The sequence below is a fragment of the Bremerella sp. JC817 genome (assembly GCF_040718835.1).
Classification (GTDB): domain Bacteria; phylum Planctomycetota; class Planctomycetia; order Pirellulales; family Pirellulaceae; genus Bremerella.
In genome coordinates this window covers 1,031,584-1,048,132 of sequence record NZ_JBFEFG010000280.1, presented here as the reverse complement: position 1 = coordinate 1,048,132, position 16,549 = coordinate 1,031,584, and the positions used below count along the sequence as shown (strand labels likewise).

Annotated in this window: 14 protein-coding genes; 4 read left to right on the top strand and 10 right to left on the bottom strand. The window is 57.7% G+C overall.

Annotation, left to right across the window (positions count from 1 at the left end):
* Positions 1–160 precede the first annotated feature (160 nt).
* On the top strand, positions 161–1,321 hold the full coding sequence (locus tag AB1L30_RS22680; protein ID WP_367016259.1) for a TlpA disulfide reductase family protein: 1,161 nt from the start codon (positions 161–163) through the stop codon (positions 1,319–1,321).
* Positions 1,322–1,542: 221 nt separating this feature from the next.
* On the opposite strand, the gene AB1L30_RS22675 is transcribed toward AB1L30_RS22680, so the two are convergent.
* From AB1L30_RS22675 to AB1L30_RS22660, 4 genes are all read right to left on the bottom strand, one after another.
* Entirely contained in the window at positions 1,543–1,815 is a 273-nt protein-coding gene (locus AB1L30_RS22675) for a hypothetical protein (protein WP_345088436.1), read from the bottom strand.
* A gap of 133 nt (positions 1,816–1,948) precedes the next feature.
* Positions 1,949–3,418 carry a DUF1501 domain-containing protein gene (locus AB1L30_RS22670; RefSeq protein ID WP_345088438.1) on the bottom strand — a complete coding sequence of 490 codons (1,470 nt, stop codon included), beginning with the start codon at positions 3,416–3,418 and terminating at the stop codon, positions 1,949–1,951.
* Positions 3,419–3,502: 84 nt separating this feature from the next.
* On the bottom strand, positions 3,503–6,268 hold the full coding sequence (locus AB1L30_RS22665) for a PSD1 and planctomycete cytochrome C domain-containing protein (RefSeq protein WP_367016257.1): 2,766 nt from the start codon (positions 6,266–6,268) through the stop codon (positions 3,503–3,505).
* 154 nt (positions 6,269–6,422) lie between these two features.
* Entirely contained in the window at positions 6,423–7,256 is an 834-nt protein-coding gene (locus AB1L30_RS22660) for a TerC family protein (RefSeq protein ID WP_367016255.1), read from the bottom strand.
* 214 nt (positions 7,257–7,470) lie between these two features.
* Between AB1L30_RS22660 and AB1L30_RS22655 the strand changes: the two genes are divergently transcribed.
* The gene (locus tag AB1L30_RS22655; protein WP_367016253.1) at positions 7,471–8,424 is read left to right on the top strand and encodes a sugar phosphate isomerase/epimerase; all 954 of its coding nucleotides are present in this window, start codon (positions 7,471–7,473) and stop codon (positions 8,422–8,424) included.
* A 98-nt stretch (positions 8,425–8,522) separates the two neighbouring features.
* On the opposite strand, the gene AB1L30_RS22650 is transcribed toward AB1L30_RS22655, so the two are convergent.
* The 5 genes from AB1L30_RS22650 to hisF form a co-directional block, all read right to left on the bottom strand.
* Positions 8,523–9,275 (bottom strand): DUF4190 domain-containing protein, encoded by a 753-nt coding sequence (locus AB1L30_RS22650; RefSeq protein WP_367016251.1) that lies wholly within the window; start codon positions 9,273–9,275, stop codon positions 8,523–8,525.
* A gap of 42 nt (positions 9,276–9,317) precedes the next feature.
* Positions 9,318–9,887: a hypothetical protein gene (locus AB1L30_RS22645; protein WP_367016249.1), complete on the bottom strand. Its 570-nt coding sequence runs from the start codon at positions 9,885–9,887 to the stop codon at positions 9,318–9,320.
* Between the two features lie 83 nt (positions 9,888–9,970).
* The gene (locus AB1L30_RS22640) at positions 9,971–11,671 is read right to left on the bottom strand and encodes an ATPase, T2SS/T4P/T4SS family (protein ID WP_367016247.1); all 1,701 of its coding nucleotides are present in this window, start codon (positions 11,669–11,671) and stop codon (positions 9,971–9,973) included.
* An 80-nt stretch (positions 11,672–11,751) separates the two neighbouring features.
* Entirely contained in the window at positions 11,752–12,900 is a 1,149-nt protein-coding gene (locus tag AB1L30_RS22635; RefSeq protein ID WP_367016245.1) for a PilT/PilU family type 4a pilus ATPase, read from the bottom strand.
* A gap of 68 nt (positions 12,901–12,968) precedes the next feature.
* Positions 12,969–13,736, bottom strand: coding sequence for an imidazole glycerol phosphate synthase subunit HisF (gene hisF, locus AB1L30_RS22630; protein WP_345088453.1), 768 nt, complete (start codon positions 13,734–13,736; stop codon positions 12,969–12,971).
* Between the two features lie 240 nt (positions 13,737–13,976).
* On the opposite strand from hisF, the gene AB1L30_RS22625 reads away from it, so the two are divergent.
* On the top strand, positions 13,977–14,636 hold the full coding sequence (locus tag AB1L30_RS22625; protein ID WP_367016244.1) for an NAD(P)H-dependent oxidoreductase: 660 nt from the start codon (positions 13,977–13,979) through the stop codon (positions 14,634–14,636).
* A gap of 1 nt (position 14,637) precedes the next feature.
* Entirely contained in the window at positions 14,638–15,159 is a 522-nt protein-coding gene (locus AB1L30_RS22620) for a DUF4304 domain-containing protein (RefSeq protein ID WP_367016242.1), read from the top strand.
* A gap of 116 nt (positions 15,160–15,275) precedes the next feature.
* On the opposite strand, the gene AB1L30_RS22615 is transcribed toward AB1L30_RS22620, so the two are convergent.
* Positions 15,276–16,382: a hypothetical protein gene (locus AB1L30_RS22615; protein ID WP_367016240.1), complete on the bottom strand. Its 1,107-nt coding sequence runs from the start codon at positions 16,380–16,382 to the stop codon at positions 15,276–15,278.
* Between the last annotated feature and the right edge of the window lie 167 nt (positions 16,383–16,549).

Sequence of the window (16,549 nt, the reverse complement as noted above, 5' to 3'; positions counted from 1 at the left end):
CAGGGACCGGCACAACCACCCGGCGTGCAACAATTTAATAACCACGATGGCTGCATATGAAAATAGGCAGCCTTTTTTCGTGGTCTAGAATAGAACCGCAGGCATGGATTTCCACTCATTGGGGAACCATCACACAGTGCTAGGAACTGAGGAGAGGTGGATGAAAGATTGGTGGAAGGTTTCGGTCGCATTGGTTCTTTCCCTCGCGGCGCTTGCTCCGGCGAATGCTGACGACGCGAAAGCTACCGACCCGGCGACCCAGCCCGCGGAAACCACGTTTGCCCCAGCCAACGCCGAAGAAGGCTGGAAGCAGACCGACGCTTTCATGCGAGATCAATCCAATCCGCTGCCGGTCAACGAGCGTCTGCTCAAGGGTATCCAGATGATGGATGTCGTCTGGGAGATGCCTTCCGATGCCGAGCTGAAAAAGAAGATGGTCTGGATGCGGTTCTCGCTTCGCCTGACGCTCGCCAACCTGGGCGAGGAGGACAGCGTCGACCTGCTGAAGGAAGACCTGCAGAAATACGCTCAACACGAAGACCTGGCCGTAAAGACCGAAGCAATCGATGGTCAACTGACTTTGGAACTGCTGCTGGCTCGCTCGCTGGACGCCGAAGCCCGTACCGAATTGATGCAGCAGAAGCAGCAAGAGATCGAAGCGATGCCGGTCGGACCTTTGTCGACGCGACTGGCAACGACGCTGGCCAAGAACTTGAGCATGGTGTCCGACAACGCGGTCGCCTCCAAGATTGCCGATGGCCTCGCTTCGCACTTCGCCGAATCGTCCGACGAAAAGGCCCAGGCCATCGCCGAAGAGCTGAAAGGCTTCTCGCGTCGCATCAACCTGGTCGGCAATCCGATCCGCGTGGTGGGCAAGAGGCTGGATGGCCAAGACCTCGACTTCGCCTCGCTGAAAGGCAAAGTGGTCCTGGTCGACTTCTGGGCGACCTGGTGTGGCCCATGCATCGGCGAGTTCCCGAACCTGAAGAAGCTGTACGCCGCCTATCACCCGCACGGGTTCGAGGTGGTCGGCATCAGCCTGGATGATACGAAATCGATCGTCGAAACTTTCGTGTCGCAGCGCGAGATCCCTTGGATTGTCGTCTGCAACGCCGAAGGAGACGACTACAAAGGTTTCCGAGACGAGAACGCCGTCTACTACGGCATCAACGCGATCCCACAGATGATCCTGGTCGATCGCAATGGCATTGTCTTGGATACCGAAGCCCGCGGCGAGAAGCTGGCCGAACTACTGGCCGAGATGTTTCCCGACGTGGAAGCCCCGAATTTGAAGGAAGCAGAAAAGGACTCTACACCGTAGCCCGTCGCCCTGTTAGCTGCCGCTTAGGCGGGCGCGGTGTGGAACCCTTTTTCCCGGAACAGTCTCCCAGAACGCAGAGCGTATCCGGCGGTCTTGTGTCGAGCGATGGATCAGGCAGATCGGTTTGATCCTCGCCAGCCACACGGCTGTCTCCCCCTTAGTGCCCTCTGCGTCCTTGGTGGTTGCTTCGAGAAAGAAACACTCGCTGCAAATCGCAGCCTCTAACAGCGGACTCGCTTCCGCTTCCAGGTAAGATAGTTCTCCATCTCTGGATGAGCCGACAACGTCTCGATGGTGTTGTACTGGCGACCCAATTCTTTCTCGTCCGGAATCAGGTGATGGATCATCTGGTGGCACATCGCGCAGACATCGATCGTCTGCTGCATCTGCGTTTTGCTGAAACGGCTTTTAAACCACGACTTGCGATGGCAATGCCGCGGGATTAGATGATGGTCGTTGAACGCCTCGGCGCCGCAGAGTTCGCATCGTGCCATGACTTAGGGGCCTTGGTAAGAACCGGGAAAGTGACAATCCCCGACAAGACACGCCGCACGGCAATCGGTTCGCGACCGGTTGGCTCGGCACTGCCTTTCAAGAGCATGGCAGTGCCGGAAAGCCGATTCGCGATTAAGCCAACAGCTCGTGGACGACGTTGCCATGAACGTCGGTCAAACGATAGTCGCGGCCAGCATAGCGGTACGTCAGCTTCTTGTGATCGAAGCCCAACGCGTGCAGCATGGTCGCGTGCAGGTCGTGGACATGGACTGGGTTCTCGGCTGCTTTGAAGCCGGTTTCGTCGGTCGATCCATAGACCTGGCCACCCTTGATACCGCCCCCTGCCAGCCAGCAGGTGAAGCCGTAGTGATTGTGGTCGCGGCCGTTGATCTTGCCGGCGTTCGAGCCTGGCTTCGGCAGTTCGACGGTCGGCGTACGACCGAACTCGCCACCCCACAGGATCAACGTTTCCTCGAACAGGCCAAGTCGCTTGAGGTCGGCAATCAGTGCCCCGATCGCCTTGTCGCACTGACCTGCCAGGCGGCGGTGAGACTTCTCGAGGTCGTCGTGGCTGTCCCATGGCTGCCCTTGATCGTGGAAGACCTGGACAAAGCGGACGCCCCGTTCGACCAGGCGACGAGCGATCAGGATCTGGCGGGCCTGGATGCCATCGCCGTACGCTTCCAGGACGTTCTTCGGTTCCTTGGTCACGTCGAACGCGTCGGTCGCTTCCATCTGCATACGATAGGCCAGCTCGAACGATTGCACGCGGGCATCGAGGGCCGGGTCGAAACCTCGCTGCTGACGATGCATCGAGTTCATCTTCTGCAGCAGGTCGACCTGTTCGCGCTGCTGGTCGAGCGGCAGATGCGAGTTCTTGACGTTTTCGATCAGCTTTTCGACTTCAGTGTAACGCGTATCGACGTAGGTCCCCTGATAGACACCCGGCAGAAAGGCCGACTGCCAGTTCTGGGTTTGCTTGGTCGGATAGCCGTGTGGGCACATGACCACGTAGCCAGGCAGGTTCTGATTGACCGTACCCATGCCATAGGTCAGCCAGCTACCGAAGGCAGGACGAACCGCCACCGAGGCACCGCAGTTCATCAAACCGAGCGATGGTTCGTGGTTGGGAACTTCGGCCTGCATCGAACGGATGACGGCGATGTCGTCGATATGCTGAGCCGTGTGATGGAACAGCTCGCTGACTTCGATCCCGCTTTGGCCATACTTCTGAAACTTGAACGGCGAAGCGAACGCGGCACCCGTCTTGCGTTCAGTACGGAGGTTCTCGCCACCTGGCAGTGGCTGGCCGTGGTACTTGGTCAACAGCGGCTTCGGGTCGAAGGTATCGACGTGCGAAGGACCACCGGTCATGAACAAGTGGATGACATGCTTCGCCTTGGCTGGGAAGTGAGGCGACTTGGGAGCCAGTGGATTGCCATACGAGCTGGCCTGAGCGGCGGACTCGGCATCGGCTGCCAGCAGCTTTTCATCACCGAGCATACCGGCCAGTCCCATCATTCCGAGACCGGTTCCCATCCGCGTCAGAAAATCGCGACGATTGTGGCAAGCTTCTGGATGATGTGAGTATTGGCTGTTCATAGTGATCTTTCGATTTCAATTGCGGTGTCGCCTGCTGACAAGGTGCATGGGTGCCAGCAGGAGCACCCTTCGTCGCGGCGAACGTTAATCGACAAACATGAACTCGTTGGAAACCAGCAAGACCTGGGCAATGTTGTCCCAAGCGGTCCAGTCTCCATTGTTCTGAGCTTTCTCGGCATAGGCCAGGAACAACTCGTTTTCATCGGGTCGCGGTCCGCGCTGCAGCACCGCATGGAAAAGCTGGTCTAGCTTCTTCTGGTTATCAAGCTGGTCGTTCTTTTCGAGGTCTTTGGCCAACGCTGCGGCCTGACGCTGAACGAACGCACTGTTGAGCAAGTACAACGCCTGCTGCGGAACGCTCGTCTTGGATCGTTCCGGGCTGGTGGCATCGGGGCTCGGATAGTCGAAGGCCCGGTACAAGTTCGGCAGGTCCTGGCGATCGACAAACCCGTAAACCGTGCGACGTGGCGGGAACGGATCGTCGAGGATCTTCACCGCGCGGCCGCCGAGCGACTCGTCGAGCTTGCCACTGACCGACAGCATGCCGTCTCGCATTTCCTCGAAGGTCAACCGGCGTCGGTTCATCTTCCAGTTCAAACGGTTCTCGGGATCTTTGGCCCGGGCATCCTGACGGTCTTCGCTTGACTGCTGATAGGTTGCCGACAGCATGATGTGCTTGTGCAGCTTCTTCAGTGACCAATCGTTCTTCTGCAAGTAGCTGGCCAGGTGGTCCAGCAACTGTGGGTTGGCAGGCGGATCGCTGCGAACACCAAAGTCGCCAGGGGTCAGCACCAGCGGCTGATCGAAGTGCCCCATCCAGACTCGGTTCGCGATGACGCGCGAGGTGAGTGGGTTGTCGGCCGAGACCAGGTCTTCGGCCAATTCCAAACGACCACTGCCGTTGGTGTAAATCTGCGGTTCCGATTCGTCCAGCACGCGAACGAACTGACGCTTCACCTTGTCGCCACGTCGACCTGGGTCGCCGCGCAGATAGATGACTGGATCGCTGACGTTCTCACGTTCGGCGACCGCCATCGCTCGTGGAGGGGAACCGGCGGCGTCGATCTCGTGACCGCGGATCTTGCCTTCCAGCTTCTTCTTGTGGTTGTTCTCGCTGGTATAGGCGGCCCGGCGAACGTCGTTGTCGTCGAGCACGATCGGCGAGAACCGACCCAGCAGCGACTTGGCGATCTCGGCGGTCGGGCCTTCCGGCTTGACGGCATCTTTGTTGTAGCCAGCTTCGCGATAGGCTTGCCCCAGCGGCTTGAGCAGTTCGTCGTAGGTATCGACCAGGGCTGGCAGCGTCGCAGGACGCTTCTCGGCCAGGGCGGTGCGGATCGCTTCGTTCAGCTTGCTTCCTTCGCCGGTCCATTCACCCAGCAGCGCTTCGTGCTGCTCGGCATACGCTTCTTCGCCCATGTCGCGGGCCTTCCACAGCGGCCCCCAGATCGGATCTTCTGGCTTCCAGAGGCGGTCGGCAAACTGCTTCCATTTGTTCACCAGGTGCGGACGCACGCTCTTCTGATCGAGTTCGTTTTGCTCGTACTTGGCGATCTCGACATCTTGCTTCTTCGAGACGGCGCGAACGACGAAGTCGAAGAAGTTGGTCGTCGATTCGGTCCGGACGGCGGTCTCGACCTTGGTGTTGTGCTCGTCGAGTTCCTTCTGCAGTTCGTCCAGCTTCTGCTTGAACTCTGGATACTGCGGATGGGCGTCGATCGGACCGACCAGCGGCATCGTTTCGTTGATCTGATCGAAGATGCCATACATGCCGTAATAATCGGCCATGCTGATCGCGTCGTACTTGTGGTCGTGGCAACGGGCACAACTGACCGTCAGACCGAGCACGCCACGCGTGACGACGTCGATGCGGTCGTCGATGGTGTCTTGATGCTTGAGGAACTGGCGACCGATACGAATCAGCCCGAGCCCTGCCAGGCGGCGGTCCCCTTCTTCGGCGAAGTAATCGGCAGCCAACTGCTCCTTCAGGAATTCGTCGTAAGGCGTATCAAGATTGAACGAGTCGATCACATAGTCGCGGTAGGCGTGGGCATACGGGAAGCGGCGATCCTGGCCGTCGTTCAAGTAACCCCGGGTATCGGAGTAACGGGCGACGTCCAGCCAGTTGCGTCCCCACTTCACACCGTACTGCGGCGAAGCGAGCAAGCGATCAATCACCTTGGCGAAGGCATCCGGGCTTTCGTCGTTCACAAACGCATCGACTTCGGCCTGGGTCGGCGGAAGGCCGGTCAGGTCGAAAGATGCACGGCGGATCAACGTCGGACGGCTGGCCATCTTGGAAGGTGCCAGGTCGGCTTCCGCCAGGCGCTTCTGCACGAAGCGGTCGATCTCGTTGTGAGCCCAATCGCCCGAGACTTCCGGAGCGGCTGGATCTTGGATTGGCTGGAACGACCAATGATGCTGCTTGTCGTTGATCAACCGATCGTCGAACGACATCGGCTGCAGGGCCTCGTCTTCTTCAGGCCAAGGCATCCCCAGCTTCACCCACTTTTCCACCGCCGCGATTTCTTCGGCAGGCATCTGGGCAGCAGGCGGCATCTCGTAGGTTTCGTAACGGATGGCTTGCACCAGACCACTGTCGTCTGGCTTGCCTTCTACCACCACCTTGCCGGAGTCGGAACCTTTGAGGATCGCCGAGCGCGCATCGAGTCGGAGGCCAGCCTCTTGCTTTTCGGGGCCGTGGCAACTGACGCAATGCTTCATGAACACTGGGCGCACCGACTTCTCGAAGAACTCGACATGCTCAGGGGGGAAGTTGGTCTCGGCCAATGCGATGGCAGGCAGGCACATCGTCGCCGAAGCGACCAGTGACAACGCGATAATTCGCATAGATTCGTACGCTGCTGGTAGGTGGGGGTAAAAAATAGGCGGGAACACGAAATTTCGTGCTCCCTCCATTCTACCGCAACGGCTTGGCCAGGGCCAAGTGGATTTGCCAGAGCGAGACCTTAAATTACCCCCAAATCCAGGGTAGAAGGTCCGATTAAGAGCCCTCCGCAGGCCCCACTTCGCTAGCCCCCTTCTTTTGGCGGAGTTCGACCGGCTTGCGGCTGACACTTCGCATCCGCAAGTTGAGGAACTCGACCACCAGGGCAAACGCCATCGCGAAGTAGACATACCCCTTATCGAAGTGCGTGCCAGCCCCTTCGGCCACCAGCATCACGCCGATCAAGATCAGGAAGCTGAGGGCCAGCATCTTGATGGTTGGGTGCTTCTCGACGAACTCGGAAATAGGATTGGCGAAGGTCATCATCACACCGACCGAGATCAGCACCGCAATCACCATCAGCCAAACCCCGGAGAAGGTCATGCCGAAGGCGGTCACTTCGCTTTGCACCATCCCGACGGCGGTGATCACCGAATCAAGCGAGAAGATCATATCGAGGAACATGATCTCGAAGATCACGCGGCCAAAGGTGGCGTGCTTGACCTCTTCCTGCGAATCTTCGTGCTCTTCCCCTTCCAGCTTCTCGTGAATTTCGATCACACTATGCCGGATCAGGAACAAGCCACCCACCAGCAAGATCAGGTCTTTGACCGAGATCGCATTGATCGATTCGTGATGCTGCAGGTATTCGATATCGCCCAGCACGGACGTCCAATAGAAGAACGGCTCGTCCAGGCTCATGATCCACGAGATACCGAACAGCAGCACAATGCGCGAAACCAAAGCTGCCAGTAGGCCCAAGCGGCGGGCCCCAGAACGTTGTTCTTCCGGAAGCCGAGCCGAAACGATCGCGATGAACACGATGTTGTCGATGCCAAGAACGATTTCCATGGCCGCCAAGGCTACGACCGCAATCAACGCTTCCAACATGGTGCTACTCTTTGGGTATCCAAATGCGGCGTAAAACCGACAGAAATCTCAGACGGGCAATACCTGATTGTCAGTCGCATCATACCCCACTGCCAACTCGTCAACCATGCCGTTTTCCCGAGAGAAATTGGCACTTTCCGCCGTTGCGTGGCACCCTGAAGGCAAGCACAATGAATCGACCTGCATATTCCTTCCCACCTGAGGACTTCGGCCCATGAGCTCGTTTATTGATCGTCGACACCTACTTTCTATGTCCGGAGCAGCCGCGTTCGCGACACTTGGCACCGGGCTGATCGGCCACACGACTGCTTCCGCCGCCGACCAATCGACTCCGAAGCTCCGCTACTGCTTCAACACCAGCACGATCCGCGGCCAGAACCTGCCAATCGAACAAGAGGTCGAAATCGCCGCCAAGGCAGGCTACACCGGCATCGAGCCATGGATCTCGAAGATTCAGGACTACAAAGATTCCGGCAAGAGCCTGCACGACCTGGGCAAACGGATCGCCGACCTTGGCTTGAAGGTCGAAAGCGCGATTGGCTTCGCCCAGTGGATCGTCGACGACCCCGAGAAGCGCAAGGCAGGCCTCGAGACCGCCAAGCGTGACATGGACCTGGTGGCGAGCATCGGTGGAACGCGGATCGCGGCCCCTCCGGCTGGTGCCACCAATGGCCCCAAGCTCGATCTGCTGGAAGTCGCCCAGCGCTACAACGCCCTGCTGCAAGTCGGCGACGCGGCCGGCGTGGTGCCCGAGCTCGAACTGTGGGGCTTCTCGACGAACCTGAACCGTCTGGGCGAAGTCGCGATGGTCGTCACCGAAGCGAATCACCCGAGTGCCTGCATGATGCCGGACGTCTATCACATCTACAAAGGCGGTTCTTCGTTCAGCGGACTGGAAGCGATCAGTGGTCACGTGATCCCGGTCTTCCACATGAACGATTACCCGGCCGAGCCACCCCGTGAAAAGATCAACGACAGTGCCCGCGTCTTCCCTGGCGATGGCGTCGCTCCGCTGAAGTCGATGATCCAGACGCTGGTCGGTAATGGCTTTAGCGGGGTGTTCTCGCTGGAGCTGTTCAACCCAGAGTACTGGAAGCGCGATGCGTTGGAAGTCGCCAAAGAAGGTCTCGACAAAATGAAGGCAAGCGTCGAGTCGGCTCTCAGCTAAGCAGGCAGCTTCCTTCAAGAAACGAACAAGGTCCGTCGCCAAGATTGGCAGCGGACCTTTTTTGTGCGAACGCTTCGGCAACGAAACTTGCCGAGCGATTACTTGCGGGCAGCCGGATAGACTTCCGTCACCGAGATTGAACCTGCGACCCAGTGGAAGACGTTCTGCTCTTCGCCGAAGCCGGCCTGACGCTTCATCATGACTTGCACCTGCCAGAGACGTTCGCCGGAGTCTTTGTCGATCACATCGAACAAGTGGCGACCGTAATAGACCGACTCGTCATGCGTGGTCGGCTCGTCGGCGACGAACTTCGATTCGAGCGGACCGCCAGTCCGGTCTTGAAGCCGTTCGAGGAACTCTTGCGACTTGAAACCTTCGAGGCTTTCTTTCTGAAGCTGATCGTTCTGATAGTGCCCTTCCAGCGAAGCACTCGCTGGTTGGCGGCCTTTCGGCGAGAGGGTCAACTGATGCGATTCCAGGATCTTCCCTTCCAACATCAAGTCGAGCCAGGCCTGGGCCATCACGCGTGAGTTCTCGCGCATGATCCGATCGCGAACCACGCCTTGGGTGACGCCGATACCTAGCCAGATGGCGGCCAGGCCGATGCCGGTGAGTGCCATCCCTTTGCCGGTCAGCACTTCCGATTTGGCAATCTGAAAGTACGAGACCAGGCCGAGGATGATGGCCAGGACCGGCAAGATCCACAGCACTGGCGTGAAGATCGACAGCACCGAGAGAACCCCCAGCACCATCGCGGCGATCGCCAGTCGGCTTAGCTCGCGGTACTCTAGCAGGTCTTCGTTTTCAGCCGAAAAACGGGACTCGGTCGATGGCTCGGTGGTCTCGGTCATGAAACTTGTATCGAAAGAGAAAGGAAACGTCGAGCTGCAAACTTATTTCGAGACGTTGTTCACTTCGTCTCGGGCACGCTCGAGGCGGCTTTTGGCCCACTTCGTTGGATCGAACGGCTGGCTGCCGGTCATCCCCAAGTGCGATGGCAAACCGATGACGGAAGCACCGTACATCATGCCCATCATGTTGGTTGGCGTGCCGCGGCTGGCCATCATGTTGATGAAGCCTGGGTCGCCGATGGGCGAAGCGAAGAAGGTGAAGCAGATCCAACCGTACATCAGGTTCATCACCCACACGCAGCCGATGAAGTCGAACCAGGGGTCACGCTTGCCACCAAACCGCACCGGGTACTTGGACAAGCTCATCGTCAGGAACTTCGAGCACGAGAAGATGATCCAGAACAGCAACCACATCACACCGAACTCGGTGAACGCGCTCCATTCTGGGGCTTGCTTGTTGATCATGTCGGCGAGCAACTGGGCATAGTTAAATGCCAACGCACTCGACAAGACAATCAAAAGACCGTTGATCAGGTTCGTCCAAAAGCACTGACTCCACGCCACCGCGAAGATCACGATCGGCAGGAGAAAGAAGAACACAAACGAGTACATGGTATTGTTGTCGATTCTTGGATGGATAGTCGGCAGAGGCGAAAGGGAACGCCGGCAGCGGCCGTTCCCAACGATAACACCGCTTACTCTTTGAAGACGCGGCTGATCTCTTCCAGCGAGGTCACCCCGCTGGCCACTAACCGAATGGCTTCTTCCTGCAACGTATGGTTGCCGGCCTGCTTCGAGGCGGCACGAATCGCTTCCAGCTTAGGCGTCTTGGCGATCGCGCGACGAACCCCTTCGTTCACCTTCATCAACTCGAAGATGCCGACGCGGCCGTGGAAACCGATGCCACCGCAAAGCTCGCATGGCGGCTTCTTCGGATCATCAGGCCCCGGAGGCGTGGGCGTCTTGTAGAACTTCTCGACCTTGTTCGGCGGAATGCCCAATCGCTTGAGCAACTGCACGCTTGGTTCAAACTCTTCACGGCAGCCTTTGCACAGTCGGCGGCAAAGTCGCATGTACAGCACGCCATGCAGCGCCTTGGCATACTCGTCGGCCGGCACCTTCAGCGACAACAACCGCAAAACCGCTTCGGCCGCATCTTCTTTCGAGTTGATGCTGGTGAAACAGATACGCTTGTCGTTGGCTTGCTCCAGCAAGACGTTGAAGATCGCCGGGGTTTCAATCCGCCGCACGACCAGGGCATCGGGCTGGTTGCGGATCACGCCGGCCAGCATCTCTTCCGGCTTGTCGCCAGCGGCCGTGTCGTACATCTTGAGGGCGACGTTCATGATTTCCGGTTCGCGCGAGCTCTTCGCTTCGATACCGGCGAAGTCACGCATCAGTCGGTCGGTGGAAGAAAGCCCGACGCGGGTCAGCGTCGTCAAACCACCTTCAGGACGCGCGGCGAAGACGAACAAGCCGTTCTGCTCGCCCATCAGCCCCTTCACTTCCTGAATCATGGCTTCTCGCATGCCGAGGTCTTCCAGCGTTTCGAGCTTGCCGAGCGAAACCGGCACATGGAAGATGACGCGTTCGCCGGTCTGCGTTCCCTGCGACATCAGCTCGCAGTTGAACTTCTTGCCGTCGTACTTCACGAAGAACTCGCCGGCCTGGCGAGCGCGGCGTTCGTTCGGGTTCAAGTTGCACAGCAGCTTGAGCACGGCCAGCATCTGATCGCTCGATTCACGATCGCGGTTCTCGCCTGCCAGCCAGACACCATCGATCTGGTAACGCATGGCGACCGTGTCTTTGGTGTAGTCCATCATCACCTTCAAGGCACGTCGCGTGACCATCTCGGCGATCAGCTCTTTCACCCAGACGTAGGCATCCGGCATCTTGCGAGCCGTGTACAAGTTCTCGGTGTTCTTGTTTTCGTCGGGAGCGCCGAGCGCCTTGATTTCCATCTGCGGGCCAACCGCCCACGCATCTTTCACTTCCGCTTCCATCTTGCCGCCAGACATCTTGGCCAGGACGAAGCGGATGTGATCTTTGGTCATGACCCGTTCGTGCGGATCGACCAGGGCGTTGCGGGTTTTGATGTACAACATCAGCGGTACGCCCCACGCCGCGATCGCCAGCAAATAGCCGATGAAGAACGGTACCGAGGCGCATAGCCACCAGAACGTGATCGCGAAGATCAACGTGTTGGGCATCACCCATGCCGGCTGCGAAAGCTTACGATCGATACAGTCCTGGCCGACCCAGTCGGTCGTGTAGACCCACAGGAAGAAGAGCAGAAAGACTGGCACCAGCTTCAATGGGCTGATGTAGTCGTACTCTTGTTCGGCGAACTTGTATTTCTCTGGATGCGTCGCGACGGAGGTTTTCTCTTGAGCCAAGAGTTCGGGCTCGAAACCGCCCCAACTCAAAGCGAGCGCTAGCATAAGAAGGCAAAAAGCCAGTAAAGCGAATCTTCGCATTAAACCATCCCAGGTTGTGCCACATTGATGCCTTTGAGTGCCATCTTCAGCGCTTCGACGTTTGGTGCCACGGCGAAAGCGGTTTCGCGATCGATCAGTTCTTTGTCGATCAACGACTTGAGGCTCATCGTGAAGTCTTGCATGCCGTCGTCTTTACCGATGCGGATCGCGTCAGGCAGCTTGCTGTCTTTTCCTTCCAGAATCAGCTTCTGGACGGTTGGATTCATCGTCATGATCTCGACGGTGGGCACACGGCCGACGCCCGGCTTGATCGATTTGAGCAGTTTCTGGGCGACGATCCCCTTCATATTGAACGCGATGGCACTCCGGATCGAGCCATGCATTTCTTCGGGGAACAAGTCGAGAATACGACCGATGGTGCTAGAGGAGCTCGAAGCGTGGATCGTTCCGAACACCAAGTGACCCGTTTCCGCCGCGTGAATGGCCGTGAGGAACGTTTCCTGATCACGCATTTCACCGATGAGGATGATGTCGGGGTCTTCACGCACCGCGTGCCCCATCGCGATCTCGAAGTTCTTCACGTCCTGCCCGATCTCGCGCTGATTGATCAAGCACTTGTCTTCGGTGTAGACAAATTCGATCGGGTCTTCCAGCGTCAGGATGTGCTTCGAGTAGTGACGGTTGATCCAGTTGAGCATCGACGCAATGGTGGTCGACTTACCCGAACCGGTCACCCCGGCCAGCAGCACCATCCCCTGGTCGAACTTGCAAAGGCTTTCCATCACCGGTGGGAGGTTCAGCCCTTCGAAGTTCGGAATCCAGTTGTTAATACGACGAGCCACCAGCCCGACGTTACCCAGTTGGGTGAACATGTTCACACGGAAACGCCAGCGTTCGCCATCGACGTCGACCGTATGGGCAAAGTCAGCCCCGCCATTTTCCTGGAAGATCTTCTTGTTACGTTCGTCCAACAGAGGCCACAGCAGCCGCAGCATTTCTTCGGCTTCGACCGGTCCCCGGTTCAAGTTCCGCAACGTGCCGTTCACGCGAACAATCGGTGGACGCCCCACCTTCATGTGCAAGTCGGAACCTTCCAACTTGACCAGAGCCCGGAAGATCTTGTCGACTTCGTATTCTTTATCCGCACCGAGAAACTTCTCGGCTATCGCTGCGTCGATTTCAGCCATGACTCTTTATCCCTCTGTTCCTGAAAAGCAGGGCAAGCCCTTTAGTTTGATTCGCACCAACCCCAGAATCAAAGCCTGACACAAATTCCTCGGTCACGCATCAATTCTTTGGTTTCCTGAATCGTGAACTGGCCAAAGTGGAAGATACTCGCCGCCAAGGCCGCATCTGCTTTGCCTTGCTGGATTGCATCGGCCAGGTGTTCCGGGTGACCGGCTCCGCCACTTGCCACCACCGGGACGGTCACGGCTTCGCTGACAGCTCGGGTCACTTCCAGGTCGTAGCCATCTTTGGTTCCGTCGCGATCCATGCTCGTCAGCACAATCTCGCCGGCTCCCAGTTCTTCGACCTGCTGGGCCCAACTCACCGCTTCCAACCCGGTTGGCTTGCGGCCGCCATTGATATGGACCTCCCACACTTCGCGACCATCTTTCTGCACCCGCTTCGGATCGATGTTCACCACAATGCACTGGCTGCCAAAGCGTTTGGCGGCCTGACGCACGAACTCGGGATCTTTACAGGCCGCCGAGTTGATCGAAACCTTGTCGGCACCAGCATTCAGCAGCGAGCGAATGTCTTCCATCGTCCGAATGCCACCACCAACGGTCAGCGGCATAAAGACCACTTCCGCCGTCCGAGACACCACATCCAGAATGATGTCGCGCTGTTCGTGACTGGCAGTGATATCGAGAAAGACCAGTTCGTCCGCCCCTTCACGCTCGTAGCGCGCAGCGACTTCGACCGGGTCACCGGCGTCGCGAAGTTGAACGAAGTTCGTTCCTTTAACGACACGACCCTGGTTCACGTCCAAACAAGGAATCACACGGCTGGCCAACATCGATGCTAACCGCAGCTTTCAGAAAGGGTTGCAAGGTGGACTTCGAACCCAGAAAAGGGCCCGTAGATAGGCAAATCTACTGTAAGCCGGACAAACGCCAGGGTCAACTAACCCCACCTGGGCATGGCCAGCAATCGTCGGTAATCGCCCAGTTTGAAACCGACGCCCCTGCCCTGGCATCGGAAAGGCGAAACAAACAACCCTTCCAATCGTTAGTTTTCGCGGAAAAGAGCCCCACTCATGAGCCATATCCTGTTGATCGAAGCCAGTGCGCGAAAAAACCGATCCCTCAGCCGAGATCTGGCCCAAAGGTTCGTTTCTGCCTGGAACTCGCTGGCCCCCGGCGACCCGATCGTCCGCCGAGACGTCGGCAGCACGCCCCCGCCGGCGGTTGATGAAAGCTGGATCTCCGCCGCCTTCAAGCCGGCAGAAGCCAGGACGGAAGCCGAGAACCAGGCCCTCGAGCTCTCGGACGAGCTGATCGCCGAGGTCCTTCAGGCCGACATCCTGGTCGTGGCGACCCCGATGTATAACTACGGCATGCCTGCGGCGCTGAAAGCCTGGTTCGACCAGGTGATCCGAGTTAACAAGACTTTCACGTTCGACCTGGCCCGCGGCGACGAGCCGATCGAGCCGGTCCAAAGCGGCAAGACCCTGGTCATGCTGACCGCCGCTGGCGAAGGTGGCCTGCTCGGCAGCTACGCTGCGCACAAGAATCATCTGCATCCCCACATCATCGAAGCCTCGCGCCTGCTCGGCGTCGACCGCCACGAGACGATCCACATCGAATACCAAGAATTCGGCGACCAACGCTTCGCCGACTCCCAAGCGAAAGCCATCGCAGCCATCGCCCCGCTGGTCGACCACCTGCTAGAAACATCCAGCTGCCCGAACGCTTGATGTGAGTGCAGATGTTCAGCACAACCCTGAAGGCCTGTTTCGCATGCTTGAGAAGAGCAAAGTTGTTCCCATCTTTAAGACGCAACTAAAACGGCTCAACTTCACCAAGACCAGGACAACCTGGCATCGAACACTGGATGATGTCATTCATGTCGTCATGCTGAAAAAGTCTGGCTATGGCGAGTACTATGACATGAACACTTCTCTATTCTTGCGGGCACTCGACAACGACAAACAATTCCCAGCAGAGAATCACTGCCACCTACGTGCCCGAGTCGAGAAAGCCTTTCCGGACGAGGGAGATCGCGTGATGCGTGCCTTGGTCTTGGACTATCCACGCTTCCGTGAGGAGGAATCGATAGAAATACTGGAGTCATTCCTGTCCGGCACCTATGCAAGGTTTGTCGATGCCCATCAAGACCTCGCCGCGATCCGTCGAGCTTACAACAACCAAGAACTGGATCGTTTCATGACAGTGGCCATCGCCAGGAGCCTGCTAGAGAAAGGATGCGAATCCGCGTGAAGCGATGTGGCTGCCGACAATTTTTCGCGGTTTGATGGTCGCGGTCGAGATTTGTGAAGACGATCCATCGCAGCGGGTCGTTGCTTGCCAGAGAGAGCCCTCGTGCTGTGCACCGATTAGCCCAGTCTGCGTTCTACCTCGTAGACAACGCAAACGCCATCTTTCAGGCTATATTTTCCACCAGCCTTCCAAAGCAGATAGGCAGGCGTGAAGTCAAATCCGCTTTGATACCAAACCGACATGAGCCAATCACGGAGAGCAAAGCTCGCCGCAAGGCCGTAGCACGCCTCCGACAAACAATAGAACCACGGCTCGTCGCTCGTCACAAGCTCAAGACACAGGTCAGCCGCACTATCGAGAGCCTCCACGCCTGGATCATCGTGGGACCACGAACTATCGTCGACAGGCTCACCAAACTCGAACCTCAGCGCGGCGAGAGCATTCGCATCCTTTGCCCTGCCGTTGGATCGCAGAAGATTGGCGTGCTGCGCAATGTCGGCCCGAGCGAGTTCTACTAGTTGCGACGGCGGAAGCGCATTGCGTTGAAGGGGCCAAACATACAGATAAAAGCTATCTTCATCCCCGCAAAGCAAATTGCCGCTGCTTAGCAGGTGATCTTCAAAGAAACGGGACAGGCGTGAAACAAACTCCGCCCCTCTTGGCAGGTCGCCGAACTGCTCGGGCAAATCCGCTGGAAGAGAATCCTTGATCAGGCCGATGAATACTCCTGAATCGTAATCCTTCTCCCCCTCCTTCTGCTGCCGCCACAATTCAAATATGTCATCTTCGTCGTCCGGGGACGGAATGTCATTTTGCGATGCAAGATACGGAAAGTGCTCCAAGGGAACATAGATGTTCACCACGATCATGCCCGGATCGGAGGGCATGGGATCGCTGTTCTCTGGCCACCATCTTCTTTCAGTACGAGCCCAAGCGGGCCCCATAGTGGCATCCAAAGTAGTCCAGCGACGGTGCAGGCTTTTCCTTTGATTTTCCCATCCGGGCGTGAACATCTCGGCATGGCAATCGTCGAACTCGATGGTCCATGCCTCGACGACGTCGCATTCCCCTGGACCAATGCCGTCCGGCCGCGTAAGCATGTGAGCAAGGATCTTGCCCTTGCGCCATGTCCCCGGCAGATCCGCAAAGCAATGATGGTTCGGATTACCAGGTGCATACGAACCATAGACAATTAAAGTACGACACAAATTATTGGGAGTCATGGTGCACCAAGTTTCCGTCACTCGTCAGTATTGTCATCGTGGGCGTCTCTAAGCAATCGTCTAGGAAGTCACGCTTAAAACTCCAAGCGTTGGCTTCGTAATCGCCCGTAACCGGAAGGACACCATCCATGCAGTGCTTAATTATTTAGCCTGCCCCAACGATGTCA